This window comes from Mycobacterium sp. NGS39 (assembly GCF_059812765.1).
On sequence record NZ_JCALDH010000002.1, the window covers coordinates 57,279 to 81,538 of the forward strand.

Consider the following 24,260-nt stretch of genomic DNA (forward strand, 5'->3'; position numbering starts at 1 on the left):
CGGCCGTGGACTTCGAGATGGGACCGCAAGCCACACAACTTCGCGCGGAGCTGCGCGAGCTCGTCAAAACCCATGTGCCGTCGGATTATCTGGGCGCATTCACCGACGATCCAGCAGATCTCGAAGTGGCGCAGCGGTTCTGCCGGCTGCTCGCCGAGCGGGGCTTGCTGTGCCTGTCTTGGCCGGAAGAGTTCGGCGGCGGCGGCGCGTCGGTGTGGGAGCAGACTGTGGTGCGCGAGGAGATGTGGGCGCATCACGAACCGCGCGGCGCCCAGTACATGGGTGTGAACTGGGTCGGCCCGGCGATCATGCGGCACGGCACACCCGAGCAGCAGGCCAAGCATCTACCGCCGATCGCGCGCGGCGAAGTGATTTGGTGCCAAGGCTTTTCCGAACCGGAGGCCGGTTCGGACCTCGCGTCGCTGCGCACCACGGCACGCCGCGACGGTGACGGCTGGCGGGTCAGCGGCCAGAAGATCTGGACGTCCTACGCGACGATGGCGCAGTGGTGCTTTCTGCTCGCCCGGACATCGCGAGGTGAAAAGAAGCAGCAGGGCCTGACGATCTTTCTGGTGCCGATGGACGATCCCGCGATACAGGTCAGGCCCATCCGCACCATGCTCGGCCCGCACCATCTCAACGAGGTGTTCTTCGACGAGCTGCGGGTGGCCGAGGCCGACGTTCTGGGCCAGGTGGACGGCGGCTGGTCGATCGTGCATGACGTGCTGTCGTTCGAGCGGGTCGGTATCGCCCGCTACGCCCGCTGCGAACGGCTGCTGCAGGCAGCACCCGATGTGCTCGGCGACCGGTGGGAGACTCTGCCCGCTGAACTGCGGGGCCGGTGGGCACGCATGCTGATCCACTGCCGCCGGGCCCGATTGCTGGCCTACCGTGTGGTGTCGCTGCAGAGCGCCGGACAGGTTCAGCCCGTCGACACCGCGGGCTACCGGATCGCTGTCACACGATTGGACCAGGACAGCGCCGAGGTGCTCATGGAGATCATTGCGGCCGTGCCGCGTGACGACGCCGACGCGCGCTATTTCCGCAGTGAAGTCGAGGACCACTGGCGGTATTCGCAAGCCGCCACCGTGGCCTCGGGCAGCATCGAGATGCAGCGAATTCTGTTGGCGCGCGGCCTGTTGGCGGCGTCATGATCCTCGATTTGGGCGACGACGCCAAAGAATACGGCCGGCAAGCACGTCGAGCGTTCGAGGCCGCAGGCGGCGACCAGTTGGTGCAACAGGCGGAGGCCAAGCCCGAGACGCGCGAGGCGCTGGTCGCTCCGGTGCTCGCCGAGCTGGGGGCGTGGGAACTCGACCCGCGCAGCGATTCCGACGCATGCGAAGCGGCCGCGGCGCTGTGCCGCAGCGCGGGTTACTGGGCGGTGCCGTATCCGGTCGCTGAACGACTGGCCAAACCGGCAGACCTCGACGTGGACGGGTTGATCGTGGTGGCCGACGACGATCCGGCTGGTGCCATCGCCGGTCTTGGAAACCGTTGGGCCGTCACCACTTTGGCCGGAAATCGCAGTCTGGTGAGTGGCGCACGGCGCAGCGGCCAAGCGTTCGTCGCACAGCTCGGGCTGACATCCATCGATGACGCCAGCCCCGGCGACGTCGTGCTCGCGCTGGTGCTGCCGTGCTGGACGTTGCTGGGAATGCTGGACCGGGCAATGGAACTGACTGTCGCACACGTCAAGATGCGCAAGCAGTTCGGCCAGCCGCTCGCGTCGTTTCAAGGGGTGCAATTCCAGCTGACTGACGCCGAGGTCGAACGCAGCGGGCTCGAGATGCTCGCCAAGTACACACTGTTCAGCGCCGGCCGGGGCCATGTCGACGCGCTCGACGACGCGCTTGCGCTGCGCGTTGCCGCAATCGAGGCCGCAGACGTGGTGTTCCGGGTGTGCCACCAGCTGCACGGCGCGGTCGGATTCTGCGACGAGACCACGCTGTCGTGGCTGTCGCGGTACAGCCAGCCGCTGCGCCGACTTCCCTTCGGGCTCTCCGCAACTCGCGACCTACTGACCGGGCGGCTGGGCCGGCACGGGCTGACGGGCCTGTTCTCGTGAACCCCGGCCTCGACGACTTCCGCGCTGGCGTTCGCGCCTGGTGCCGCGACCACATACCCGCGGACTGGCGGCGCTCCCAGACAGAAGTCAGCGACCACGAATTCGTCAGCTTCCAAAAGTGGTGGTTTCAAGAGCTGCGCAGCGCCGGTTTCGCGGTGCCGCACTGGCCCAGCGAATGGGGCGGCGGGATGCCGGTGGACCGGCAGATCGTCCTGTACCAGGAGCTGGCGGCCCATGACGCCCCGCGGCTGGTGCTCGCGTTCGTCGGCATCCACCACGCCGCAGCCACCCTGCTCGCAGCGGGCACCGACGAGCAGCGGCGCCGGCACCTGCCGGCGATCCTCGACGGCGAGATCTGGGTGCAGGGCTTTTCCGAGCCGGAAGCCGGTTCGGATCTGGCGAGCCTGCGCACGTCCGCGCGCAAGGACGGCGACACCTACGTCGTCAACGGACAGAAACTATGGGCGAGCGGGGGGATGCATGCCGACTGGTGCCTGCTGCTGGCCCGCACCAACCCCAATGCGCCCAAGCGGCATGGCATTTCATACTTCCTGCTCGACATGTCCACATCCGGCATCGACGTGCGACCCATCCGGCAGGCCACCGGGGAAGCCCATTTCTGCGAGATTTTCCTCAACGACGTGGTGATTCCGGCGACCAACCTGGTGGGCACCGAGAACGCCGGCTGGCAGGTGGCCCAGGCGACGCTGGGCGCCGAACGCGGGCTCACGATGCTCGAACTGGCCGAGCGTCTCGGCCACGCCGGGTTCCGGTGGCTGGTCGCGGCGTGCAAAAAGGCGGAACTTCTCGACGACGGGCGGGTCGCCGATCGCCTGGCGCAATTCGACACCGAGATCACCGGGCTGCGCGCGCTGTGCCGAGATCTCGTGGAGCGGACCGAGGCAGGTACTGCCGGGCCGGCCGACGCCTCGATGGTCAAGCTGTTCTACAGCGAACTGCTGCAACGGCTCACCGATTTCGGAGCCGAGGTGGGCGGCCTGGCCGCCCATACGCAGCTGGCCAAACCTTTGTCGAGCGGCTGGGAGTCGGGCAACTGGGTGCTCGACTTCATCGGCTCGTGGGAGTGGACGATTCCCGGCGGGGCGAGCGAGATCCAGCGCACCATCATCGCAGAACGCGGGTTGGGTTTACCGCGGGAACCGGCGGCGATCTGATGTCCCGAGTCCACGACGACGACGTCCGCGACGAGCTTCGCTCGGTGGCCAGAGAGCTGCTGGCGAAGAACCGCGAACCGGATTCGGCGCTGCTGGCACAGGCCGGCTGGCTGGGGCTCGAGGCGCCCGAGGACGTCGGGGGAGCGGGGGTCACGTTCTGCGAGGTGGCGGTCGTGGCCGAAGAACTCGGCCGAGCCGCGGCGCGCAGTGGCTATCTCGGCGGTGCCGTGCTGACCGTTGCCACGCTGAAGTGGCTGCAGCCCAGCGGGTTTCGCGATGTTCTGCTCAAAGATTTGGTGTCGGGGGCAATCCGAAGTGCGGTCGTGCTCTCGAGCGATCACGAATGCCTCGTCGGTGAACCGCCGTTCGAGATCACTCGAACCGCAGACGGCCTGACACTTCACGGCCGGTCGCTGTTCGCACCGGATGCCGCAGACGCCCAGCGGCTTCTGCTGCTCGCTCGCGACCCGGCTGGCGAGCCGGTGATCGTCGACATGCCTGGTGATGCAACCGGTCTCACGATCACCGCACAACCGGTCATCGACGAGACACGACGCCTCGCCGCGGTGACCGCGGCGAACGTCGCGGTGGCCGAGTCGACGCTCGCGCGGTTCGACGGTGACGCGGCAGCGCGGGTGCGCACCTTGTACGAGCGGGCCGCGGTCGCCGTCGCGTGCGACAGCCTCGGCCTCGCCGAAGCGATGCTGGCGGCCACGGTGAATTACGCGGGGGTCCGCCACCAATTCGGTCGCCCGATCGGTTCGTTTCAGGCGGTCAAGCACGCGTGCGCGGACATGGCAGTCCACACCGCCGTGGCTCGCCGGCTCGTGGAAGCGGCCGCAGAGGCGGTGGCCGACGAAGCGCCCAACGCGGGCATCGCCGCCTCGATGGCCAAGGCTTACACGTGCGCCGCCGCCGTCGACATCGTCGGCAAGGCAATGCAACTGCACGGCGGCATCGGCTACACGTGGGAAAGCGGAATTCACACCTACCTCAAACGTGCCGTGCTGAACCGGTCGTTGTTCGGCTCGCCCGCCGCCCACCGAAAACACCTCGCCCAGCGGTATCAATAACCAGGAGTATCGAAAATGGCTGTGCCGGTTTACCAGAGAATTCTCGACCTGTTCGAGGCCGAGGGCATCAACACGCTGTTCGGCATCCCCGACCCCAACTTCGTGCACATGTTCTCCGAGGCGGAGGCGCGCGGGTGGAAAGTGGTTGCGCCGCATCATGAAGAGAGTGCGGGCTTCATGGCCGAAGCCGTCTCGCGCATGACCGGCAAGCCTGGCCTCTGCATCGGCACGCTCGGCCCGGGTGTCGCGAACATCGCCGGCGCGATGATGTGCGCGAAGGTGGAGAACTCGCCGGTGATCTTCCTCGGCGGCCAGCGCGCCCGGATCACCGAACGGCGGGTGCGGCGCGGCCGCATCCAATTCGTGCGTCAGGAGGCGCTTTTCGCGCCATCCGTCAAGTACAGTGCGTCGATCGAGTACGCCGACCAAACCGACGAAATCGTGCACGAGGCGATCCGCCGTGCGATGTCCGGCACACCGGGACCTGCCTATATCGAGTACCCCTCGCACGTGATCCTCGAAGAGCTCGACGTGGCGGATCCGTTGCCGCCCAGCGCGTATCGACTCGTCAACCAGGGCGCCGGTGCCCGCGAGATCGCTGAAGCTGCTGCACTGATCCGGCAGGCCAAGAGCCCCATCCTGCTCGTCGGACACGGCGTGCACACCTCGCGCACGGGCGCCGCCGTGAAGCGACTCGCCGATTTGATGGCATGCCCGGTCATCCAGACCTCCGGTGGCACGTCGTTCATTGCGGGCCTGGAGGACCGCACGTTTCCGTACGGGTTTTCCTCGGCCGCGGTCGAGGCCGTGGTCGGTTCGGATTTGTGCGTCGCGCTCGGCACCGAACTGGGCGAGCCGGTGCACTACGGCAAGACCCGGCACTGGGCGGACAACGACGCGCACCGCAAGTGGATCTACGTCGAGCAGGACCCGACGGCGATCGGCGTGAACCGGCCCATCGACGTGCCGCTGGTCGGCGACCTTCGCGGGGTGGTGCCACAACTCGTCGACGCGCTCCAAGACACGCCGCGCCAGCCGTCTGCGGATCTGGACCGCTGGATCAAACAGGATGCCGACCACCTCGCCGAGCTCGCCGAGGGCGCGCCCAGCGGCCGGTCGCCGATACATCCCGCGCGTTTCGTCGTCGAAGCCACCAAGGCGTTTCCCGCCGACGGCATCATGGTGCGCGACGGCGGCGCCACTGTGATCTTCCAGTGGACCTATTCGCAGGCCAAGCCCCACGACGTGATCTGGAACCAGAATTTCGGCCATCTGGGCACGGGGCTGCCGTATGCGGTCGGCGCGTCGGTGGCCGACGGCGGCAACCGGCCGGTCATGCTGCTCACCAGCGACTCGTCGTTCCTGTTCCACATCGCCGAACTGGAGACCGCCGCCCGCCTCAAGCTGCCACTGGTGTGCGTGGTGGGCGTCGACAACCAGTGGGGTCTGGAGGTCGGTGTCTACAAACGCACGTTCGCCCAGCCGTCGCCGCAGCCCGGCGTGCACTGGAGCAAAAACGTGCGCTTCGACAAAATCGCCGAGGGCCTGGACTGCCACGGCGAATTCGTCGACAAGGAAGAGGAGATCGGCCCGGCCATCAAGCGGGCGTACGCGAGCGGGCGGACCGCGGTGGTGCACGTGTGTATCGACCCGAAGGCCAATTCGGAGGAAATGCCTAACTACGGGGAGTTCCGGACGTGGTATGCAGAAGGCACGCAATAGGCGAAGGGCGACAACGATGCGCGAATATCTGAAGTTCTACATCGACGGCCAGTGGGTGGACCCGGCCGAACCGAAAACTCTGGACGTCGACAACCCGACCACCGAAGAGGTGTCCGGCCGGATCGCGGTGGGATCGGCGGCCGACGTGGACCGGGCCGTGAAGGCAGCCCGCAAGGCGTTCGCCACCTGGTCGCAGAGCAGCCGCGAAGAGCGGCTGGACTTGCTGCAAGCCATCCTCGCCGAGTACCAGAAGCGTTCGGGTGACCTCGCCGACGCGGTCAACGAGGAGATCGGTGCCCCGCCGTCATTGGCATCGGGTCCGCAGGTCGCGCTCGGCATGGGGCATTTGATGACGGCCATCGACGTGCTCAAGAACTTCCAATTCGAGGAACAGCACGGCTCGACGCTGGTGGTCAAAGAACCCGTCGGCGTGTGCGGCCTGATCACCCCGTGGAACTGGCCGATCAACCAGATCGCGTGCAAGGTGTACCCGGCGCTGGCGACCGGTTGCACGATGGTGCTCAAGCCGTCCGAGGTCGCGCCGTATTCGGCGCAGATTTTCACCGAGATCATGGACGCCGCAGGCGTGCCCGCGGGTGTCTACAACATGGTGTTCGGCGAGGGACCGACTGTGGGAGCGGCGATTTCGAGCCATCCCGACGTCGACATGGTGTCGTTCACCGGGTCCACCCGCGCCGGCATCGATGTCGCCAAAAACGCTGCGCCGACGGTCAAGCGGGTAACCCAAGAGCTCGGCGGCAAGAGCCCTAACATCGTGCTCGACGACGAAGGCTTCGAGGAAAGCGTGCGCAAAGGCGTGACCGCGATGATGCCGAACTCCGGGCAGAGCTGTAACGCGCCGTCGCGAATGCTGGTGCCGAATGCCCGCATGGACGAAGCCATTTCGATCGCCAAGCAGGTCGCCGAACAGGTCAAGGTGGGCGATCCCGGCGAGAAGACCGCGATCGGCCCGGTCGCGTCGAGGGCTCAGTTCGACAAGATCCAGCGCTTGATCGAGAAGGGCATCGAAGAAGGAGCCACGGTGGTTGCCGGGGGGCCGGGCCGCCCGGATGGACTCGACAAGGGCTACTACGTCAAGCCGACGGTGTTCGCGAACGTGAGCAATGACATGACGATCGCCCGCGAAGAGATCTTCGGGCCGGTGCTGTGCATCATCGGCTACGACGACCTCGACCAGGCCGTGGAAATCGCCAACGACACGGATTACGGTCTGGCAGGCTATGTTTCGGGCGCCGACGTCGAAAAGGCCCGCGAGGTCGCGCGCAAGATTCGCGCCGGCAGCGTGGCGATCAACCACGCGTTCGACTTGAATTCGGCCTTCGGCGGCTACAAGCGCAGCGGGAACGGTCGTGAGTGGGGCGAGTTCGGCTTCCACGAATACCTGGAGATCAAGTCCACGATGGGTTACGCGCCGGAGAAGGCGGCCGGCTAGCGGGTCCGACCACCACTTCGGTCCAGGCCGGACAGATGCGCTTCGCGATCACGCACCCGATCATCAGCCACCCTTGCCATCCGGAGTTGGTGTCCGGGCGCGGCGTCGGTGAGCTTGCCGCCGCGGCCGAGGCCGCCGGTTTCCATGGTTACGGCTTCACCGATCATCCGGCGCCTACGCAGCGCTGGCTCGAGGCGGGCGGTCACGACGCGCTCGACCCGTTCGTCGCGATGGGCTTCGCTGCTGCGCGCACCACGAGGCTGCGGCTGATCCCCAACATCGTCGTGCTGCCGTACCGCAACCCGTTCCTGGTCGCCAAGGCCGGGGCCACGCTGGACCTGCTGTCGGAGGGCCGGTTCACACTTGCGGTGGGTGCGGGTTACCTCAAACGCGAATTCGCAGCTCTGGGAGTGACTTTCGACGAACGCAACGAGCTGTTCGACGAGGCGCTCGAAGTGATCAGGGCAATCTGGACCGCGGACGACCTCACCGTCGAGGGCAGGCATTTCACCGCGCGCGGCATCACCGCACACCCCAGACCGTCGACCACGCCGCATCCGCCGATCTGGATCGGCGGCAACACCGGCACCGCGCGGCAGCGCGTGGTCGACCACGGCGACGGCTGGTGCCCATTCGCCGCGCCGGCGGGCCTGGCCAGCACGGCCGGAACGTCGGCGATGGACACCGTCGACCGGCTCGCGCAGGCCGTCGACGACCTGCGGCGCCGCTTCGACGCCGCCGGTAAGGACTGGTCGTCGGTCGACATCAGCTTCACCAATTTCGCCGGGGGGAGCCCGGGGCAGGCAGGCTTCGACGCCGACGCCTACCTGTCCGGGCTCGAGAAGCTTGGGGCCATCGGCGTGACCTGGGTGCAGGTCGGGCTGCCCGGCGACGGGCTGACCCACGCGCTGGAGGCGATCGAAGTGTTCCGCGAGCAGGTGATCGAGAGAACCTGATGGCACTGAGCCGCGACGCGGTGTCGCTCGAGGGCCGAGTTGCGGTGGTCACCGGCGGCGGTGCGGGCATTGGCAGGGGCATTGCGGCGGGCTTCGCTGCGTTCGGTGCGCGCGTCGCGATCTGGGAGAAGGATCCGGACACGGCGGAGTCCGCGGCGGCCGAGACCGGTGGGCTGGCGTGCGTCACCGATGTGCGCGACGCCGGTCAGGTGGACGCGGCGCTGGCCGCCACGCTCGAATCGCTCGGCGTACCAACGATTTTGGTGAACAACGCGGGAGGAGTGTTCTGGTCCGGCCTGCTGGACACGTCGCCCGGCGGCTGGGACGCGTTGATCCGGTCGAACCTCAGCCATGTGCTGCTGTGTACACAGCGCGTGGCGCGGGCCATGGTCGACGCGCGCCTGGGCGGAAGCGTCGTCAACGTCACCTCGATCGAGGCATTCCGTGCCGCGCCCGGTTACGCCGCGTATGCGGCCGCCAAGGCCGGCGTCGTCAACTTCACCAAGACGGCCGCGCTCGAACTCGCGCCGCACGGCATCCGGGTGAACGGGCTGGCTCCCGACGTCACCGTTACCGAGGGCATCGAGGCCATGGCCTCTCCGGGCTTCCGGGAGCGCACCAGCCTGATGGTCCCGATGGGCCGGCTTGGCCACGTCGACGAAGTGGCCGGCGCGGCAGTGTTTTTGGCGTCCGAGCTCAGCTCGTATGTCACCGGTCAAACGGTTCATGTCGACGGCGGGACGGCTGCGGCCGGGGGCTGGTATCACCATCCCGACGACGGCCACTACGTGTTGGGCCGCGGCGAATGAGAACATGGTTTCCGCTTTTGGGTAATGCCATTGTACGATCACCGCATGCAGAAGGCGCTCGCTCCCGAGATCTCGACCTGGCCTGACGACAATCCGCAGCTCATCGGTAGCAAATGCGGCGCCTGCGCTGCCGCCACGTTCCCGCGCCAGGACCGTTGTCCGCGCTGCAGTGCCGCTGACATGTCGGAGTTGCTGCTGCCGCGCCGCGGCACGCTGATCGCGTGGACCACGCAGGGCTTTCCGCCCGGGCCGCCGTATGCGGGACCGACCGGGAAGGACTTCGTCCCGTTCGGGGTGGGGCTGGTGCAGCTCGACGACGTGATCCGGGTCGAGGGCCGGCTCACCGAGAACGACCCGGGCAAGCTGGAGTTCGGCATGGACGTCGAGCTGACCATGGTTCCGTTCACCACCGACGAAGAGGGCAACGAAGTGGTGACGTTCGCCTTCCGGCCGGTGAGTTAGAGGAGGTTTGCGATGAACGACGTGGCGATCATCGGCGTGGGCCTGCATCCATTCGGCCGTTTCGACAAGACCGCGATGCAGATGGGCGCCGAGGCGATCCAGGCCGCACTGGCCGACGCCGGGATGGACTGGAAAGACGTCCAGTTCGGCGTCGGCGGCAGCTATGAGGTGTCCAACCCGGACGCGGTGACTCGGCTCGTCGGCCTCACCGGCATCCCGTTCACCGACGTGTTCAACGCATGCGCCACCGCGGCCACCGCCACCCAGGTGTGCGCGGACACCATCCGGCTGGGCAAGTACGACATCGGCATCGCGATCGGCATGGACAAGCATCCCCGCGGGGCGTTCACCGACGACCCGGCCAAGTTGGCATTGCCGCAGTGGTACGCGCAGAACGGACAATTCGTCACCACCAAGTTCTTCGGCATGAAGGCCAACCGCTACATCCACGAACACGGCATCTCTCAGGCGACGCTGGCCAAAGTGGCCGCGAAGAACTTCCGCAACGGCGCGCTGAACCCGAATGCGTTCCGCCGCAAGCCAATTCCGGAGGAAGAGATCTTGAACTCCGCGGTGCTGAACTACCCGCTCACCCAGTACATGTTCTGCGCCCCCGACGAAGGCGCGGCCGCAGTGATCATGTGCCGCGCGGACATCGCTCACCGGTTCACATCCAAGCCGGTGTACCTGCGGGCGGCGGAGATTCGCACGCGCCGCTACGGCGCCTACGAGGTGCACGCGACGTCGGCCCCGCTCGACGAGGACGTGTCGCCGACGGTGTACGCATCGAAGGCGGCGTTCGAGGCGGCCGGGGTGGCGCCCGAGGACGTCGACGTGATCCAGTTGCAGGACACCGACGCTGGCGCCGAGGTGATCCACATGGCCGAGGCGGGCTTCTGCGCCGATGGCGATCAGGAGAAGCTGCTGGCCGACGGCGCCACCGAGATCGGCGGCCCGATGCCGGTCAACACCGACGGCGGGCTGATCGCCAACGGCGAGCCGATCGGCGCGTCGGGTCTGCGTCAGGTGCACGAGCTGGTGCGCCAGCTGCGCGGCGAGGCCGGCGACCGCCAGGTGCCCGGCGAGCCGCGGGTCGGATTCGCCCAGGTTTACGGCGCCCCGGGAACTGCCGCGGCCACTATCCTGACGCTCTAGCCTCGTTCGGCGAGCGTGCGTGTCTGATCAGCGACACGCCGCCCCAGACGTGCAAGCGTGCACGCTCGCGGAGGGTCGAAGGAGCGTCGCATGCCTGACATCGAGTAAGACTGTCCCGCCGGGCCCCTGCCTGGCTATCTCGCTGTGCCGTCAGGAGCGGGGCCGTGGCCGGGCGTGGTCGTCGTGCACGACGCGTTCGGCTTGACGGCCGACATTCGTCGCATCACCGACCGCTTCGCGGCCAACGGCTACCTGGCCCTGGCGCCGGCGCTGTACCGGCGCGGCGCGAAGCCCATGTGCGTGGTCCGCACGTTGAGGGCGATGCAGACCGGCAGCGGAACCGCCGTCGACGACTTGATTGCCGCGCGCGACCATTTGGTCGGTGACAGTCGATGCACCGGCAAGGTAGGCGTGGTCGGCTTCTGCATGGGCGGTGGCTTCTGCCTGCTGCTGGCGCCGCGAGGCGGGTTCGACGCCGCCGCACCGAATTACGGTAACTGGCCGAAAGACGTCGATGCGCTGCGGAAGTCGTGTCCAACGGTAGCGAGCTATGGTGCGAAGGACCGCCTGCTGCCGGGCGCGGCGGCCAAACTCGAGACGCTGCTCGCCGACGTCCCGCACGACGTCAAGGAATACCCCGATGTGGGGCACAGCTTCATGAACGACTGGGGCACTCCGTCACTGCTTGAACCTGTCGAAAAGATTGCGGGCCTTGGCTATTCGGAGCCGGAAGCCGAAGACGCCTGGCGGCGCATTCTCGCGTTCTTCGGAACCCACCTCGGCGCCTGACCTGCACTGCGAGGGCACTCACCAGGTATGTAGCCGGCCCTGTTCGCGGTACCAGTCCAAGAGGTCTGGGTTGTCGATCGCCCGCGGATCCACGGCGACGTCGGTGCGGCCGGCCAGGATGCCGGTGATCGGCACCTCGAGTTTCTTGCCGGTGCGGGTATGCGGGATCGCCGGCGCCTCGATGATCTCGTCAGGGACATGCCGCGGCGACAGTTTTGAGCGAATCTCGTTGCAGATCTTGGCCTTCAGCTCCTCGTCCAACTGCTTGCCCGGTGCCATCGCGACGAACAGCGGCATCCAATATCTACCGTCGGGGCCGTCGATGCCGACGACGAACGCCTCGCTCACCTCGTCGATCGCCTCGACGACCTCGTAGATGTCGGCCGACCCCATCCGGATGCCGTGCCGATTCAGCGTCGCGTCGCTTCGGCCGTGGAAGATCAGAGAGCCGCGGTCGGTCAACGTGATCCAGTCGCCGTGCCGCCAAATCCCCGGCGCCGGGCCGTTCTCCCACTCGTGGTCGAAATACGCTGCGCGGTACTTGGATCCGTCGTCGTCGTTCCAGAACCCCACCGGCATCGACGGCATCGGCGCAGTGATGACCAGCTCGCCGACCTCGTTGCGCCGAGGCTCACGCGTGGGTGACCAACAATCAAGTGCCACACCGAGATAACGCGCTGCCAGCTCACCAGCCTGTGCCGGCACTTCCGGTGTTCCGCCGGCGAACGCGGTGCACACGTCGGTTCCTCCGCTGATCGACGACACCATCACGTGGTCTCCGACGTGCGTGCCCACCCACTCGAAAAGGTCGGCGGCCAACGGCGACCCGGTGCTGCCCACTGTGCGCAGGCGGCTCAGGTCGTGTGACGAGCCGGGGGTGAGTCCGGCTTTGCGCGATGCCAGCAGATGCCCGGGACTGGTGCCGAAGTACCTGACCCGTTCGTCGGCGACCAGCTGCCACAGCCGGTCGGCATCGGGATACAGCGGATGACCGCTGTAGCAGAGCACCGTCGACCCGCACAGCAGCCCCGACAAGCGGAAGTTCCACATCATCCAGCTCAACGCGGTCTGCCAGAAGAACACGTCGCCCGGACCCAGATCGGCGTGCAGGCCAACGGCTTTCAGGTGCTCGAGGACGATCCCGCCGTGCCCGTGCACAATGCCCTTCGGCCGGCCGGTGGTACCGGAACTGAACAACACCCACAGCGGATGGTCGAACGGAACAGCCGTCACGTCGATGGGGGCCGGCGCGCTGACGAGATCTCGGTAGGCCTCGCCTCCGACGACGATCTGCGCTGGGTTGTCGAGCAAGCCGAGTAGTTCGGTGGTGTGTGCCGTCTTGTCGATCCACCGGCCGTTGAGCTGGTAGCCGTCGGCGCTGAACAACACCTTCGGACGCAACTGGGACAGCCGCGACGCGGCGCCCTCGGGCGCATAGTCCTGGCCGCACGACGACCACACCGCCCCCAACGATGCGGTAGCCAGAAAGGCGACCATCGCCTCGGCGACGTCGGGCAGATAGGCGGCGACGGTGTCGCCGCGGCCCACTCCCAGACGGCGCAGCTCGGCCGCCACCGCACCGACCTGCCCCGGCAATTCCGACCAGCCGATCTCGGTGCGGGTGCCGTCCTCGTCGACGCCGACGATCGCCGCGCCGTTCTGCTGGGTATGCCGCAGCACCTGGTCGACGTAGTTCAGCTCGACGCCCGGAAACCATTGCGCCCCAGGCATAGACGCATCGGCGAGGATGCCTGCGTCGCCGTCGGCGGGCGCGGTTCCGCGGACGTCGAAGAACTCCCAGATCGCCCGCCAGAACCGCGCCGGGTGGTCGACCGACCACTGCCATAACTGCGCGTACTCGCCGGCCGGCGCGCCGTGGTGCTGCGCCGCGAAGTCCGCGAACTCGCGCCACCGCGGTCGCGTCATCGCCCGCTCAGCCTCACGATGTGCTGAGCGCGGCGCAGGATCGGCATGTCGACCATCTTGCCGTCCAACTGAAAGACCCCGCGGTTGTCACGGGCCGCGGCCACCACGCGCCGCGCCCACTCGACCTGCTCGGGTTCCGGGGTGTAGGCGGCCCGGATCACCGGAACCTGGCTCGGATGGATCGCAACTTTGGCGTCGAACCCCACCGCGACCGCGTCGTCAGCCTCCGCCCTCAGCCCGTCGAGATCCCTGATGTCCAGGTACACCGAATCCAACGCAAAACGCGAAAACGCTTTCGCGGCAAGCAGCGACGTCGACCGCACATGGCGGGCAACGTCGCGCAGTGTGCCGTCGGCGGTGCGGTTCGCGGTGCCGCCCAATGCGGCGAACAAGTCCTCCGAACCCCACATCACGCCGACCGCGTTGTCCACCTGGACGCTGTCGGCGACCCGGACCGCTCCTAGCGGCGTCTCCACCAACACGATCACGTCGCGCGGTGCGAGCGCCGCAACCTGTTCGGGTGATTCGCATTTTGGCAGCATCACGGTGGTGTAGGAGGTGCGCACCAGCGCCTCGAGGTCCGCGCAATGATCGGACGTCCCGGCGGCATTGACCCGCACGACGGTCTTGGCGGGGTCAAGGGGGTTGTCCACCAACGCTTTTCGTGCGGCGTCGCGGTCTGAAGCGGCAACGCCGTCCTCCAAGTCGAGGATGACGACGTCCGCTGCTGCGGCCGCTTTGGCGAACCGCTCCGGGCGATCCGCCGGACAGAACAACCATGCTGGTCCCAGCTGCAGCGTCATGCGGGTTGCGTCCTGACCATGGTCTTGCGGGTCGCGGTCGCGACGATGTCGCCGTGCTGATTGCGGCCGACGTGGCTGAACGTCACGATGCCCTCGCCGGGACGGCTGCGCGACAACCGTTTGTCGGTCACCACCGATTCGGCATACAGCGTGTCGCCGTGAAACAGCGGCTTGGGGAAAGCGATCTCGCTGAAGCCGAGGTTGCCGACGATCGTGCCCTGGGTCAACTGGGTCACCGACAGCCCGACGAGCGTGGACAGCGTGAACATCGAGTTGACCAGCCGCTGGTGAAACGGGGGCTGAGCTTCCGACCAGGCGGCATCCAGATGCAGCGCTTGGGTGTTCATGGTCAACGTCGTGAACAGCACGTTGTCGGCCTCGGTGATGGTCCGGCCCGGCCGGTGCAGATACCGCACGCCGAGTTCGAATTCCTCGTACCACAGGCCGCGCTGTTCGACCGTGCGTTCCGTCGCGTCTTGCGTCATAGCCAGATTCTCTGCGACCGCTAGCCGATGAACAGATCCGGGATGGGCTGAAGTCCGCCGCCGTAGCGGGACAAGTCGTAGCCGCCCGCCGCCACCAGCACGTCTTCGTCGATGAAGCAGTTCGCCGTGGTGTCCGGCGCAGGCCGCGACACGATCTCGGCGGCGGCGTCGCCCATGATCTCCGGGCTGCGAGACGCCTGCAGCAATTTCTGCCCGTCCGGCAGATTCGCCACCGCCGAGGTGCCGATGTAGGTCTGCGGCCACAGGCAGTTGAAAGCGATGCCGGCGTCGGCGAATTCGGCCGCCCAACCCAGCGAAAGCAACGTCATCCCGTACTTCGACAGCGTGTAAGCGGGGTGCGCGCCGAGCCAGCGCGGGTTCATGTTCAGCGGCGGAGAGATCGTCAGTACGTGAGGATTGACGGAGTTGCGCAAGTGGGGAACGCACGCCTGCGTCATCAAGAAGGTGCCCTTGATGTTGATGTCGGACATCAGCTCGAACTTCTTCACCGGCAGCGCTTCGGTGGGCTCGGTGGCGATCGCGCTGGCGTTGTTCACGCAGACGTCCACGCCGCCGAACGTCTCGACCGCGATGTCCACGGCGCGGCGCACGTCGTCGGCGTTGCGCACGTCGCCCACCACGGCCTTCGCCTTACCGCCCGCGGCCTCGATCTCGGCCGCGGCGGTGTGCACGGTGCCCGGCAGCTTGGGGTGCGGCTGGTCGGTCTTGGCCAACAAGACGACGTTGGCGCCGTGGCGCGCGGCCGAGAGCCCGATGGCCAGGCCGATGCCGCGGCTGGCGCCGGAGATCACGAGGGTACGGTCGGCGAGCGCGTTCAACTGACCAGGCATCCGTCTCCTTCTGTTGCCGCGGGAATTCGCGCGCACAGCGGCACGCCACACGTCGTCGGCCCGTGTCGTTATCACGCAATGGTATTGGCATTCTCATTTTTTGCAAGTACGGTATTCATTGATGGAAGAGCAGGTACAGACCTCTTCGGGGATTCCTCTGAAGCCGGTGTACGGGCCGGCTGACCGGATCACCGAGCCGCCAGACCCGGGGGAATTTCCGTTCACGCGGGGCAACTTCTCGTCCGGTTACCGAGGCCGGCTGTGGACATTTCGCCAGTACTCCGGGTTCGGCACCGCCGAGGAGTCCAACCGCCGGTACCGCTATCTGCTGGACCAGGGCGGTACCGGTTTGTCGGTGGCGCTGGACCTGCCCACGCAGTGCGGCTTCGACTCCGACGATCCCGAGGTGGCCGAAGAGGTCGGCCGGGTGGGGGTCGCCGTCGACACGCTCGCTGACGCCGAGATCCTGTTCGACCAGATTCCGCTCGACAAGATCAGCACCAGCTTCACGATCAACGGCACCGCGGCTATCCTGCTCGCGTTCTACGTCGCCGCCGCAGAACGCAAAGGGGTGCCGCGCGCCAAGCTCACCGGCACCATCCAGAACGACATCCTCAAGGAATACGCGTCTCGCGGCACATGGATCTGGCCACCGCAGCCGTCGCTGCGCCTGATCGCCGACACCATCGAGTTCTGTGCCGCCGAGGTGCCCAAGTTCAACGCGATCTCCGTGGCCGGTGCGCACTTCCGCGACGCCGGCGCCACCGCGGTGCAGGAAATGGCGTTCACGCTCGCCGACGGGGTGACGTACTGCGACACCGTGGTCGAGCGCGGCCGGATGACGATCGACGAGTTCGCCCCGCAGGTCTCGTTCTTCTTCTACACCCACGGCGACTTCTTCGAAGAGATCGCCAAGTACAGGGCGGGCCGCCGCCGCTGGGCGACGATCGTGCGCGAACGCTACGGCGCGAAGACTGACAAGGCGTCGATGTTCCGGTTCGGCTGCGTGTCCGGCGGGGCGTCTTTGTATGCGCCGCAAGCGCGCAACAACCTGGTTCGGGTCGCCTACGAGGCGATGGCGTCGGTGCTCGGCGGCGTGCAGTCGATGTTCACCGCCGCGTGGGACGAGCCGTTCGCGCTGCCCAGCGAGGAGTCCGCCACGCTGGCGCTGCGCACTCAGCAGATCCTTGCCTACGAGACCGGCGTGACCCGGGTCGCCGACCCACTCGGCGGCTCGTATTTCGTCGAGGCGCTCACCGACGCCACCGAGGAACGCATCGTCGAGATCATGGCGGATCTGGAAAGCCACGGCGGCATGGTCCGGGCCATCGAGGACGGCTATCTACAGGGGTTGATCGCCGACGAAGCGTACCGGCTGCACCAGGACATCGAGTCGGGGAAGCGCCCGGTGGTGGGCGTCAACAAATTCGTTTCCGACGAGCCGCCGCCGGACGTGACGATGTACGAACTCGACGCGGAAGGGCGTGACCTGCAACTGAAACGCCTCAGCAAGGTGAAGGCCGAACGGGACGGCGCAGCCGCCGCCGACGCACTCGCCGCGCTGTCACGCGCCGCGGAGGGCACCGACAACCTGATGCATTACCTGATCGACTGCGCCAACGCGTATTGCACTGTGGGCGAGATGGTTTCGGCGCTCAAGAAGGTCTGGGGCGAATTTCAGCAACCGGTGGTGTTCTGATGCCGGCTCGCGTGCTGGTGGCAAAGCCGGGTCTCGACGGGCACGACCGCGGCGCGAAGATCGTCGCGCGCACGCTGCGCGACGCCGGCTTCGAGGTGATCTACACCGGCATCCGACAGCGCATCGAGGACATCGTGTCGATCGCCTTGCAGGAAGACGTCGCACTGGTGGGCCTGAGCATCCTGTCGGGTGCGCACGTCGCGCTGACCAGGCGAACCATCGAGGCGTTACGAGCCGCCGACGCCGCCGACATCCCGGTCGTGGTGGGCGGGACGATCCCGCAGGGCGATGTGGCGAAGCTGCTGGAGGCCGGCGCCGCGGCGGTATTCCCGACCGGCACGCCGCTGGATGTGCTTGTGCGTGAGGTGCGTTCACTGACCGGGCAGAAGGTGGCGGACTAGATGAGTTGGCGTTCGCCGAGCGTGAGCTCAGTGCGGATTTTCGGCCGATTTTTCGCAATGGGTTCACGTTCGGCTGGCAGCGCCGCGAGAAGTGAGGCTTGACATGAGACTTGGCGTGATGATCGGGGCCGAACGCGGCGACATGTCGCGCAAGGTCTCAAAACTCGTATCAGACATCGAATGGGCGGAGTCGGCTGGATTGGACACTGCTTGGATGCCCCAGGTCCCCAACGACTTCGACGCATTGGCCATGGTGGCGCTGATGGCGGCACACACCTCACGCATCGAACTGGGCACCGCGGTGGTGCCGCTGCAAGCGCAGCACCCGATCGCCCTTGCGCGGCAAGCACTTTCGGTGCATGCCATCGCGGGGGGCCGCACGGTGCTCGGTGTCGGCCCGTCGCATCACTGGATTGTGCGGGACATGCTCGGCCTGCCTTACGAGAAGCCGGCTGCCTACACGCGCGACTACCTCGAGGTGCTCAACGCGGCGCTGGCCGGCCCGGGCCCGGTCGACGTCGAGAACGACACGTTCACGGTGCACAACCCGACGGTGCTGGGCGCCGACCCGCCGCTGCCCGTGCTGGTCGCGGCGCTGGGGCCGGTGATGCTGCAGATCGCCGGGGAACTCGCCGACGGCACCGTGCTGTGGATGGCCGACGAGCGCGCGATCGCCGACCACATTGCCCCCAAGATCACCAAGGCCGCAGCCGACGCGGGCCGCCCGGCGCCGCGCATCGTCGCCGGCATCCCAGTGTGTTTGTGCGCGAACTCCGAGATCGACGCCGCAAAGGAACGCGCGAATCGCATTCTGGCCGAGGCTGAAACGTCGCCCAACTACCAGAAGCTGCTGGAGCGTGGCGATGCCCGCGACGTCGGTGATCTGTGTGCGGCCGGGGACGAAGAGTCGATCCTGGCGCGGTTCAAGAAGTTCGCCGACGCGGGCGTGACGGATCTCTCGGTGCGGCTGCTGCCCATCGGCGAGAACCGCGACGAGCTGATCGCCTCGAAGCAGCGCACACGCGAGGTGATCGCCGAGTTGGCCACGCAAGTCCGGTGAGTGGTACCGGCCCGCTGTCGGGTATCCGCATTCTCGAAGTCGGCACCATGCTCGCCGGGCCGTACGCGACGATGATGCTGGCCGACCTCGGGGCTGAGGTCATCAAGATCGAACCGCCCGGCGGCGAGATCTCCCGGCAGGTCGCCGACAGCTACTTCGCCAGCCTCAATCGCAACAAGCGCAGCGTCGTGCTGGAGCTCAATACCGAAGCGGGGCAACGGCTGCTGGGTGAGCTTGTCAAAGACGCGCATGCGCTGCTGGTCAACCTCAAACCGTCGGCGATACGACGGCTGGGCCTTACCTACGACACACTCAAGCGGCACAACGAGAAGATCGTCTGCGTCGCGCTCACCGGGTTCGGGCTGGACGGCGGCGACGAACCCGCATTCGACTACGTCGTGCAAGCCGCGACCGGAATCGCTGCGCTCACCGGCGATCCCGACGGGCCGCCGACCCTGCCGGGATACTCCTCGGCCGACAACTCGACCGGCTTGACCGCGGCGCTGGGTCTGCTCGCGCAGATCGTCTCGGGGCGTGGCGGCCAGGTGGACGTGTGCCTCCAAGACGTGATGCTGTCCCAGCTGAACTATCGCGCGTCGGCCTACCTCAACGACGGTGTCGAGCCGCGCCGCTACCCGTTTGGCGCACACTCGTATTACGTCCCCGCGCAACTGTTTCCCACTGCCGACGGCTACCTTGCGCTGTTCATCACCCACGATGCGTTCTGGAAACTCTTCGCGACCGAGGCCGGCATCACCGGGTTCGACACGATGGCTGAGCGCGTGTCACGACGCGACGACGTGCTCGACGTCGTCACGAAGATCCTGGCGAAAGACACCGCGAAGGGATGGGAGGCCCGGCTTCGTCCACTCGGGATCCCCGCCGCGGCGGTGCGCACGCTACCCGAAGCGCTGGAAGCTGACCCCGGAATCGTCGTCAGCGCAGGCGAGTTCAAGCTCGTCGGCAGCCCGATCCGGGTTGTCGGCTACATGCCGCAATACCGTCCGCCGCCGAAACTCGGCGAGCACAACGACGTGCTGCCTCACTCGTAGACGACGGTCACCGACTCGCTGTCGGGAACACCCTGGCAGGTCAGGATGTACCCGTCGGCGATCTCGTCCTCTTCGAGGACGTCGTTGTTGCGCATGGTCGCGGTGCCTTCGGTGAGTTTGGCGATGCACGTACCGCAATTGCCCGCTTCGCACGAGAACGGCGGCGCGAGGCCGGCCCGGCGCGCGCTTTCCAGCAGCGTCTCGCCGGCGATCCGCGGCACTGTCACCTTTTTGCGGTCCAGGTGAATGGTCACGGTGCCGCCCGTCTTCGCCGATGACTCCGCGGGGGTAGGGGCGGCGACCTTCGGTTCGATTTCGAAGTCCTCGACGAACACCCGTCCCGGCCCGGACAGCGCAGACTTCACGACGTTCATGAAGCCCTCCGGCCCGCACACGTAGCTGTCGGCGTCGATGTCAGGGCCGACAAACATCCGCACCGTCGCCGCGTCGAGCAAGCCCCGTTCGGCGTCGATGTGTCGCACCACCTCCAGGCGGTCCGGATAACGGTCCACCAGCTCGGCCATCGCCGCGTCGAAGATCACCGACTGCCGGTCGCGGTCGGCGCAGAGCAGCCGAACCTTGCGCTGCGTCGTGGCCAACGCACTTTTCGTCAGCGACAAGATCGGCGTGACCCCGCTGCCCCCGGCGAACCCCAGCAGCGGCGCCGAGCTGGAGTCCAGGCAGAACGTGCCCGCGGGCCGGGTGAGCACGACCTCGTCGCCTTCGGCGAGGTTGTCGAGCATCCAGTTCGAGACCTTGCCGGTGGGCACACGTTTGATCGTGGTGGCCAGGTCGGCGTCGGTCTCGGGCGCGCTCGACATCGAATACGAGCGGTACAGGTCTTCGCCGTCGACGGTGACGCGGAAGGTGCAGTACTGACCGGCCCGATAGGTGAACGGCTCGTCGGGGACCAGCACAAAGGTGCTCGCGTCAGGCGTCTCCTTGATGATCCGTGCCACGGTGGCCCGGTGGAACACGTGGGTGATCGCCATGCCACCTCCCTTTGGTATTAAGATTCTATCAATAAGAGAATCAGGTTCTCAATCACGGTAGGATCCTCTCGATGCCCTTACGCAGCCCCGCCGTTCTCGCGTTCGGGGAGCGGCAGTACAGCCGCGCCGAGCTCGACGCACGTGCCGACGGGCTGGCTGGCCTGCTGCGTCACCACGGTGTGCGCGGCGGCCAGCGGGTTGCGCTCATGTCGTCGAACCGCCCGGAATTCGTCGCCGCGGTGTTGGCCATCTGGCGGCTCGACGCCGCGGTGGTGCTGCTCAGCCCAGCCTGGAAGGCCGCCGAGGTGCAGCACGCCCTCACGCTCACCGAGCCGGGCCATGCCGTCGGCGACCATGCCGTTCTGGCGGATCTGATGCCGATGCTCCACCTCGACCAGCCCAGCCCCGCATCGACAGGGAATTCGACGGGTGCAGCGGCTTCGCCCACCCCGGATGCCGACGCCCTGCTGGTGTTCAGCTCCGGCACCACGGGACTGCCCAAAGCCGTCCGGCACACCCATCGATCGTTCAACGCTGCGGTCCGGCACTGGCGCGACGCGCTGCACATGACGTCCGAGGATCGGATGCAGGTGGTAACACCGGCATCGCACATCCTCGGCCTGCTGAACATCATGACGGCTCTTGACACCGGTGCCTGGGTTCGGCTGCATCAGCGCTTCGACATCGACCTGATGCTGCGTCACATCGAAAAGGACCGCATCACCATCGAAATGGCCGTCGCGCCAATAGCATTGGCGCTCGCCGCTCATCCAGGGCTGGAACACTTCGATCTGTCGTCGCTGCGCTACATCATGTGGTGTGCCACCCCCGTGACGCCGAGTGTCGCCGAGACCGTCACCCGCCGGACCCGAGCGCGGTGGCTGAGTGCTTACGGCACAACCGAATTGCCGGTGATCGCCTGTAACCCGCTCGACGATGTCCGGCTCGACACAGTGGGCCGTCCGGTTCCGGGTGTCGACGTCCGTATCGGCGAACACGGTGAGATCCAAGCCCGCTCGGAATCGCTGATGGCCGGGTACCTTCCCGACGAAGCAACCGCCGGCGCGTTCCGTGACGGCTGGTACTGCACCGGCGACGTGGGATGCCTCGACGACGACGGCTACCTGCGGATCACCGACCGCTCCAAGGAGATGATCAAGGTCCGGGGATTTCAGGTCGCTCCGGCGGAGATCGAAAAGATCCTGCATAGCCACCCCGCCGTCGACGACTGCGCCGTGTTCGGCGTGCCCGATCCGGTCAACGGAGAGGCGATCGTGGCAGCTGTTGCCGCCCACACGTCAGTCAGCGCCGACGAGCTCACCGCGGTCGTCGGTGAGCGGCTGGCGTCGTACAAACGGCCCGCCGACGTAGTGTTCGTGCCGGAGATCCCGCGACTGCCCTCCGGCAAGGTGCTGCGGCGAGTTCTGAAGGAGAGATATGGATGTCCGGCTGAACAGTGAGCAGCGCCAATTGCGCGACGCCGCAGCGAAATTGGCGGACGACCTTGGTACCGGCTCGGTCGCCGAGCTGTCCGACGAGAGCCGGATCGCACGGCTGGAGAAGGCGGTGGACGCGACGGGGTGGCGCTCGCTGCGCTCCGATGGCGCCTCCGGCGTCGAGGTCGCCATCGTGGCCGAGGAGTTCGGCCGCGGACTCGTCGACGTGCCGTTCCTCGGTCCTGCGCTGGCCGACGAGCTGCGACGACTGGGCGTGGAGGTATCCGCGGCCGATATCCGGCAGAACGTGGCGACAGCGGACCTCACGAAAGCGGCTGCAGGCCTGCCTGCACAGCACGCCGTCGAGAAACTGGCCGGCGAAGACAGCCAGCGCTTCCGCGCGCTCGCGATCGTCGTCACCACCGCCGACATCCTGGGCGCCGCCCGCGGCGCGCACGCGCTCGCTTGCGACTACGCGAAAATCCGTGAGCAGTACGGCAAACCGATCGGCAGCTATCAAGCGGTGGCGCACATGCTCGCCGAAGGGCTAGCGCTGATCGAGGGCTCGATCAGCGTGCTGCGCCACGCGGCTTGGGGTGTCGACGAACTCGAGCCCGCCGAAGCGGTGCGGGCAGCGGCGATCGCGAAGGTGTACTGCGCACGTGCGGCCCGAACCGTCTGCGAGACGGCGATTCAAGTGCACGGCGGCATCGGCAACACCTGGGAATGCCTCGCGCACGTCTTCTTGCGGCGTGCGCTGACATCGACCGAGCTCTTCGGAGTCCGATTGGAGGAGATCGACTTTGGACTTTCGTGACTCCCCGCAGGAAGCCGAGTTCCGAGCGCGCCTGCGCGACTGGCTGACCGAGCAGGCCGGCACGTTCCCGACTTCCGGCGACGACTATTGGGCGCGGCAGGGCGAGTGGCATCAGGCGTTGTACTCGGCAGGCTTCTTCGGCATGTCGTGGCCGCGCGAATACGGCGGGCATGATCTGCCGCCGGTTTACGACGTGATCGTCGACGAGGAGCTGGCCCGCGCCGGCGCTCCGCCGCGACCGAGCCTGGGCTATCTCGTCGTCGGTCTTGGCCACCACGGCAGCAAGGAACTCCAGCAGCGTTTCCTGCCCGGCATGATCAATGGAACCGAGCGGTGGTGCCAAGGCTTTTCGGAACCGGGCGCGGGCTCAGACCTGGCGTCACTGCGCACTAAGGCGACCCGTGACGGCGACAACTACGTCATCCACGGCCACAAGATCTGGACCAGCTACTCCGATGTCGCCGACTGGTGTCTGCTGCTGGCCCGCACCGACCCGTCGGCCCCCCGGCACAAAGGTATTTCGGCGTTCATCGTCGACATGCACCAGGCGGGCATCGAGCAGCGTCCATTGCGGATGATCAACGGCGTCACCACCGAATTCGGCCAGGTGTTGTTCGACGGTGCCACCGTGCCGGCCGACCAGATGGTCGGCGCACCGGGGGAGGGCTGGGCGCTGGCGATGACGGTGGTCAGCCACGAGCGGGAGCCGTCGACGTTGGGCTACTCCGCGCGGTACGGAAAGCTGGTGCGGCAGATGGCCTCTCGGGTCGACGGCGCGATGCCGTCCGAATTGGCCTGGGCCGCTGTGGAATCCGAGATGCTGAGACTGCATGTGCGGCGCCGGCTCTCCGAGCAGCTCGACGGCCTCACGCACGGACCGGACGGCTCGCTGGACAAACTGCTGATGACCTGGACCGAGCAGTCCGTCGGGCATGCGGCGCTCGCTGTCGGCGGTACGGAAGATCCAGACCTGCTCAACGCCTACCTGTACAGCCGCGCGCAGAGTGTGATGGGCGGGACGTCGCAAATCCAGAAGAACATCATCGCATCCCGCATCCTCGGGTTAGGAGTCTGAC

23 protein-coding genes are annotated in these 24,260 nt (G+C 67.0%); 18 read left to right on the forward strand and 5 right to left on the reverse strand.

Annotated features, from left to right (window positions below; genetic code table 11):
* The first annotated feature begins 17 nt into the window (after positions 1-17).
* The 11 genes from AC5Y39_RS02620 to AC5Y39_RS02670 all read left to right on the forward strand — a co-directional run bounded on the left by AC5Y39_RS02620 (position 18) and on the right by AC5Y39_RS02670 (position 11,662).
* On the forward strand, positions 18-1,154 hold the full coding sequence (locus AC5Y39_RS02620; protein ID WP_500015619.1) for an acyl-CoA dehydrogenase family protein: 1,137 nt from the start codon (positions 18-20) through the stop codon (positions 1,152-1,154).
* Entirely contained in the window at positions 1,151-2,068 is a 918-nt protein-coding gene (locus AC5Y39_RS02625) for an acyl-CoA dehydrogenase family protein (RefSeq protein WP_500015462.1), read from the forward strand. The genes AC5Y39_RS02620 and AC5Y39_RS02625 overlap by 4 nt, the downstream gene beginning before the upstream one ends.
* Positions 2,065-3,243, forward strand: a complete 1,179-nt coding sequence (locus AC5Y39_RS02630; RefSeq protein WP_500015460.1) for an acyl-CoA dehydrogenase family protein — start codon at positions 2,065-2,067, stop codon at positions 3,241-3,243. The genes AC5Y39_RS02625 and AC5Y39_RS02630 overlap by 4 nt, the downstream gene beginning before the upstream one ends.
* On the forward strand, positions 3,243-4,316 hold the full coding sequence (locus AC5Y39_RS02635; protein WP_500015458.1) for an acyl-CoA dehydrogenase family protein: 1,074 nt from the start codon (positions 3,243-3,245) through the stop codon (positions 4,314-4,316). The genes AC5Y39_RS02630 and AC5Y39_RS02635 overlap by 1 nt, the downstream gene beginning before the upstream one ends.
* Before the next feature lie 15 nt (positions 4,317-4,331).
* Positions 4,332-6,038 (forward strand): thiamine pyrophosphate-binding protein, encoded by a 1,707-nt coding sequence (locus tag AC5Y39_RS02640; protein WP_500015456.1) that lies wholly within the window; start codon positions 4,332-4,334, stop codon positions 6,036-6,038.
* Between the two features lie 16 nt (positions 6,039-6,054).
* Positions 6,055-7,491 carry an aldehyde dehydrogenase family protein gene (locus tag AC5Y39_RS02645; protein ID WP_500015454.1) on the forward strand — a complete coding sequence of 479 codons (1,437 nt, stop codon included), beginning with the start codon at positions 6,055-6,057 and terminating at the stop codon, positions 7,489-7,491.
* A gap of 35 nt (positions 7,492-7,526) precedes the next feature.
* Positions 7,527-8,447 (forward strand): LLM class F420-dependent oxidoreductase, encoded by a 921-nt coding sequence (locus AC5Y39_RS02650; protein ID WP_500015452.1) that lies wholly within the window; start codon positions 7,527-7,529, stop codon positions 8,445-8,447.
* The gene (locus AC5Y39_RS02655) at positions 8,447-9,256 is read left to right on the forward strand and encodes an SDR family NAD(P)-dependent oxidoreductase (RefSeq protein ID WP_500015450.1); all 810 of its coding nucleotides are present in this window, start codon (positions 8,447-8,449) and stop codon (positions 9,254-9,256) included. The genes AC5Y39_RS02650 and AC5Y39_RS02655 overlap by 1 nt, the downstream gene beginning before the upstream one ends.
* 45 nt (positions 9,257-9,301) lie before the next feature.
* The gene (locus AC5Y39_RS02660) at positions 9,302-9,718 is read left to right on the forward strand and encodes a Zn-ribbon domain-containing OB-fold protein (RefSeq protein WP_499909179.1); all 417 of its coding nucleotides are present in this window, start codon (positions 9,302-9,304) and stop codon (positions 9,716-9,718) included.
* A gap of 12 nt (positions 9,719-9,730) precedes the next feature.
* Positions 9,731-10,873, forward strand: a complete 1,143-nt coding sequence (locus tag AC5Y39_RS02665; protein ID WP_500015449.1) for a thiolase family protein — start codon at positions 9,731-9,733, stop codon at positions 10,871-10,873.
* Between the two features lie 126 nt (positions 10,874-10,999).
* Positions 11,000-11,662 (forward strand): dienelactone hydrolase family protein, encoded by a 663-nt coding sequence (locus tag AC5Y39_RS02670; RefSeq protein WP_500015617.1) that lies wholly within the window; start codon positions 11,000-11,002, stop codon positions 11,660-11,662.
* A gap of 18 nt (positions 11,663-11,680) precedes the next feature.
* Here the strand turns inward: AC5Y39_RS02670 and AC5Y39_RS02675 are convergent, their stop codons facing one another.
* The 4 genes from AC5Y39_RS02675 to AC5Y39_RS02690 are packed head-to-tail and all read right to left on the reverse strand — an operon-like array spanning position 11,681 to position 15,727.
* The gene (locus AC5Y39_RS02675; protein ID WP_500015448.1) at positions 11,681-13,588 is read right to left on the reverse strand and encodes an acetoacetate--CoA ligase; all 1,908 of its coding nucleotides are present in this window, start codon (positions 13,586-13,588) and stop codon (positions 11,681-11,683) included.
* The gene (locus tag AC5Y39_RS02680; RefSeq protein WP_500015446.1) at positions 13,585-14,391 is read right to left on the reverse strand and encodes an HpcH/HpaI aldolase/citrate lyase family protein; all 807 of its coding nucleotides are present in this window, start codon (positions 14,389-14,391) and stop codon (positions 13,585-13,587) included. Before AC5Y39_RS02680 ends, AC5Y39_RS02675 begins: the two co-directional genes overlap by 4 nt.
* Positions 14,388-14,876 carry a MaoC family dehydratase gene (locus AC5Y39_RS02685; protein ID WP_499962628.1) on the reverse strand — a complete coding sequence of 163 codons (489 nt, stop codon included), beginning with the start codon at positions 14,874-14,876 and terminating at the stop codon, positions 14,388-14,390. Before AC5Y39_RS02685 ends, AC5Y39_RS02680 begins: the two co-directional genes overlap by 4 nt.
* Before the next feature lie 20 nt (positions 14,877-14,896).
* Entirely contained in the window at positions 14,897-15,727 is an 831-nt protein-coding gene (locus tag AC5Y39_RS02690) for an SDR family oxidoreductase (protein WP_500015444.1), read from the reverse strand.
* Positions 15,728-15,848: 121 nt separating this feature from the next.
* Here AC5Y39_RS02690 and AC5Y39_RS02695 point away from each other — a divergent pair, with 121 nt between their 5' ends.
* The 4 genes from AC5Y39_RS02695 to AC5Y39_RS02710 all read left to right on the forward strand — a co-directional run bounded on the left by AC5Y39_RS02695 (position 15,849) and on the right by AC5Y39_RS02710 (position 19,939).
* On the forward strand, positions 15,849-17,426 hold the full coding sequence (locus AC5Y39_RS02695) for a methylmalonyl-CoA mutase family protein (protein ID WP_500015442.1): 1,578 nt from the start codon (positions 15,849-15,851) through the stop codon (positions 17,424-17,426).
* Positions 17,426-17,827: a cobalamin B12-binding domain-containing protein gene (locus AC5Y39_RS02700; protein WP_500015440.1), complete on the forward strand. Its 402-nt coding sequence runs from the start codon at positions 17,426-17,428 to the stop codon at positions 17,825-17,827. The genes AC5Y39_RS02695 and AC5Y39_RS02700 overlap by 1 nt, the downstream gene beginning before the upstream one ends.
* Before the next feature lie 103 nt (positions 17,828-17,930).
* Positions 17,931-18,887 carry an LLM class F420-dependent oxidoreductase gene (locus AC5Y39_RS02705; protein ID WP_500015438.1) on the forward strand — a complete coding sequence of 319 codons (957 nt, stop codon included), beginning with the start codon at positions 17,931-17,933 and terminating at the stop codon, positions 18,885-18,887.
* Entirely contained in the window at positions 18,884-19,939 is a 1,056-nt protein-coding gene (locus AC5Y39_RS02710; protein WP_500015436.1) for a CaiB/BaiF CoA transferase family protein, read from the forward strand. The genes AC5Y39_RS02705 and AC5Y39_RS02710 overlap by 4 nt, the downstream gene beginning before the upstream one ends.
* On the opposite strand, the gene AC5Y39_RS02715 is transcribed toward AC5Y39_RS02710, so the two are convergent.
* On the reverse strand, positions 19,930-20,931 hold the full coding sequence (locus tag AC5Y39_RS02715) for a 2Fe-2S iron-sulfur cluster-binding protein (protein ID WP_500015434.1): 1,002 nt from the start codon (positions 20,929-20,931) through the stop codon (positions 19,930-19,932). The two genes, AC5Y39_RS02710 and AC5Y39_RS02715, sit on opposite strands and share 10 nt — an antisense overlap.
* Positions 20,932-21,002: 71 nt before the next feature.
* On the opposite strand from AC5Y39_RS02715, the gene AC5Y39_RS02720 reads away from it, so the two are divergent.
* The 3 genes from AC5Y39_RS02720 to AC5Y39_RS02730 are packed head-to-tail and all read left to right on the forward strand — an operon-like array spanning position 21,003 to position 24,259.
* Entirely contained in the window at positions 21,003-22,391 is a 1,389-nt protein-coding gene (locus AC5Y39_RS02720; RefSeq protein WP_500015432.1) for a class I adenylate-forming enzyme family protein, read from the forward strand.
* The gene (locus tag AC5Y39_RS02725) at positions 22,369-23,184 is read left to right on the forward strand and encodes an acyl-CoA dehydrogenase family protein (protein WP_500015430.1); all 816 of its coding nucleotides are present in this window, start codon (positions 22,369-22,371) and stop codon (positions 23,182-23,184) included. The genes AC5Y39_RS02720 and AC5Y39_RS02725 overlap by 23 nt, the downstream gene beginning before the upstream one ends.
* The gene (locus tag AC5Y39_RS02730; protein WP_500015428.1) at positions 23,171-24,259 is read left to right on the forward strand and encodes an acyl-CoA dehydrogenase family protein; all 1,089 of its coding nucleotides are present in this window, start codon (positions 23,171-23,173) and stop codon (positions 24,257-24,259) included. The genes AC5Y39_RS02725 and AC5Y39_RS02730 overlap by 14 nt, the downstream gene beginning before the upstream one ends.
* The last annotated feature ends 1 nt before the right edge of the window (position 24,260 follow it).

Excerpts from the sequence above, each read along its gene's own strand:
- AC5Y39_RS02635 (WP_500015458.1), top strand. The coding sequence starts at position 3,243 with ATGTCCCGAGTCCACGACGACGACGTCCGCGACGAGCTTCGCTCGGTG.
- AC5Y39_RS02660 (WP_499909179.1), top strand. The coding sequence starts at position 9,302 with ATGCAGAAGGCGCTCGCTCCCGAGATCTCGACCTGGCCTGACGACAAT.
- AC5Y39_RS02665 (WP_500015449.1), top strand. The coding sequence starts at position 9,731 with ATGAACGACGTGGCGATCATCGGCGTGGGCCTGCATCCATTCGGCCGT.
- AC5Y39_RS02690 (WP_500015444.1), bottom strand. The coding sequence starts at position 15,727 with ATGCCTGGTCAGTTGAACGCGCTCGCCGACCGTACCCTCGTGATCTCC.
- AC5Y39_RS02715 (WP_500015434.1), bottom strand. The coding sequence starts at position 20,931 with ATGGCGATCACCCACGTGTTCCACCGGGCCACCGTGGCACGGATCATC.
- AC5Y39_RS02720 (WP_500015432.1), top strand. The coding sequence starts at position 21,003 with ATGCCCTTACGCAGCCCCGCCGTTCTCGCGTTCGGGGAGCGGCAGTAC.
- AC5Y39_RS02650 (WP_500015452.1), top strand. The coding sequence starts at position 7,527 with ATGCGCTTCGCGATCACGCACCCGATCATCAGCCACCCTTGCCATCCG.
- AC5Y39_RS02620 (WP_500015619.1), top strand. The coding sequence starts at position 18 with ATGGGACCGCAAGCCACACAACTTCGCGCGGAGCTGCGCGAGCTCGTC.
- AC5Y39_RS02675 (WP_500015448.1), bottom strand. The coding sequence starts at position 13,588 with ATGACGCGACCGCGGTGGCGCGAGTTCGCGGACTTCGCGGCGCAGCAC.
- AC5Y39_RS02680 (WP_500015446.1), bottom strand. The coding sequence starts at position 14,391 with ATGACGCTGCAGCTGGGACCAGCATGGTTGTTCTGTCCGGCGGATCGC.
- AC5Y39_RS02700 (WP_500015440.1), top strand. The coding sequence starts at position 17,426 with ATGCCGGCTCGCGTGCTGGTGGCAAAGCCGGGTCTCGACGGGCACGAC.
- AC5Y39_RS02655 (WP_500015450.1), top strand. The coding sequence starts at position 8,447 with ATGGCACTGAGCCGCGACGCGGTGTCGCTCGAGGGCCGAGTTGCGGTG.
- AC5Y39_RS02625 (WP_500015462.1), top strand. The coding sequence starts at position 1,151 with ATGATCCTCGATTTGGGCGACGACGCCAAAGAATACGGCCGGCAAGCA.
- AC5Y39_RS02645 (WP_500015454.1), top strand. The coding sequence starts at position 6,055 with ATGCGCGAATATCTGAAGTTCTACATCGACGGCCAGTGGGTGGACCCG.
- AC5Y39_RS02705 (WP_500015438.1), top strand. The coding sequence starts at position 17,931 with ATGAGACTTGGCGTGATGATCGGGGCCGAACGCGGCGACATGTCGCGC.
- AC5Y39_RS02640 (WP_500015456.1), top strand. The coding sequence starts at position 4,332 with ATGGCTGTGCCGGTTTACCAGAGAATTCTCGACCTGTTCGAGGCCGAG.
- AC5Y39_RS02725 (WP_500015430.1), top strand. The coding sequence starts at position 22,369 with ATGGATGTCCGGCTGAACAGTGAGCAGCGCCAATTGCGCGACGCCGCA.
- AC5Y39_RS02685 (WP_499962628.1), bottom strand. The coding sequence starts at position 14,876 with ATGACGCAAGACGCGACGGAACGCACGGTCGAACAGCGCGGCCTGTGG.
- AC5Y39_RS02695 (WP_500015442.1), top strand. The coding sequence starts at position 15,849 with ATGGAAGAGCAGGTACAGACCTCTTCGGGGATTCCTCTGAAGCCGGTG.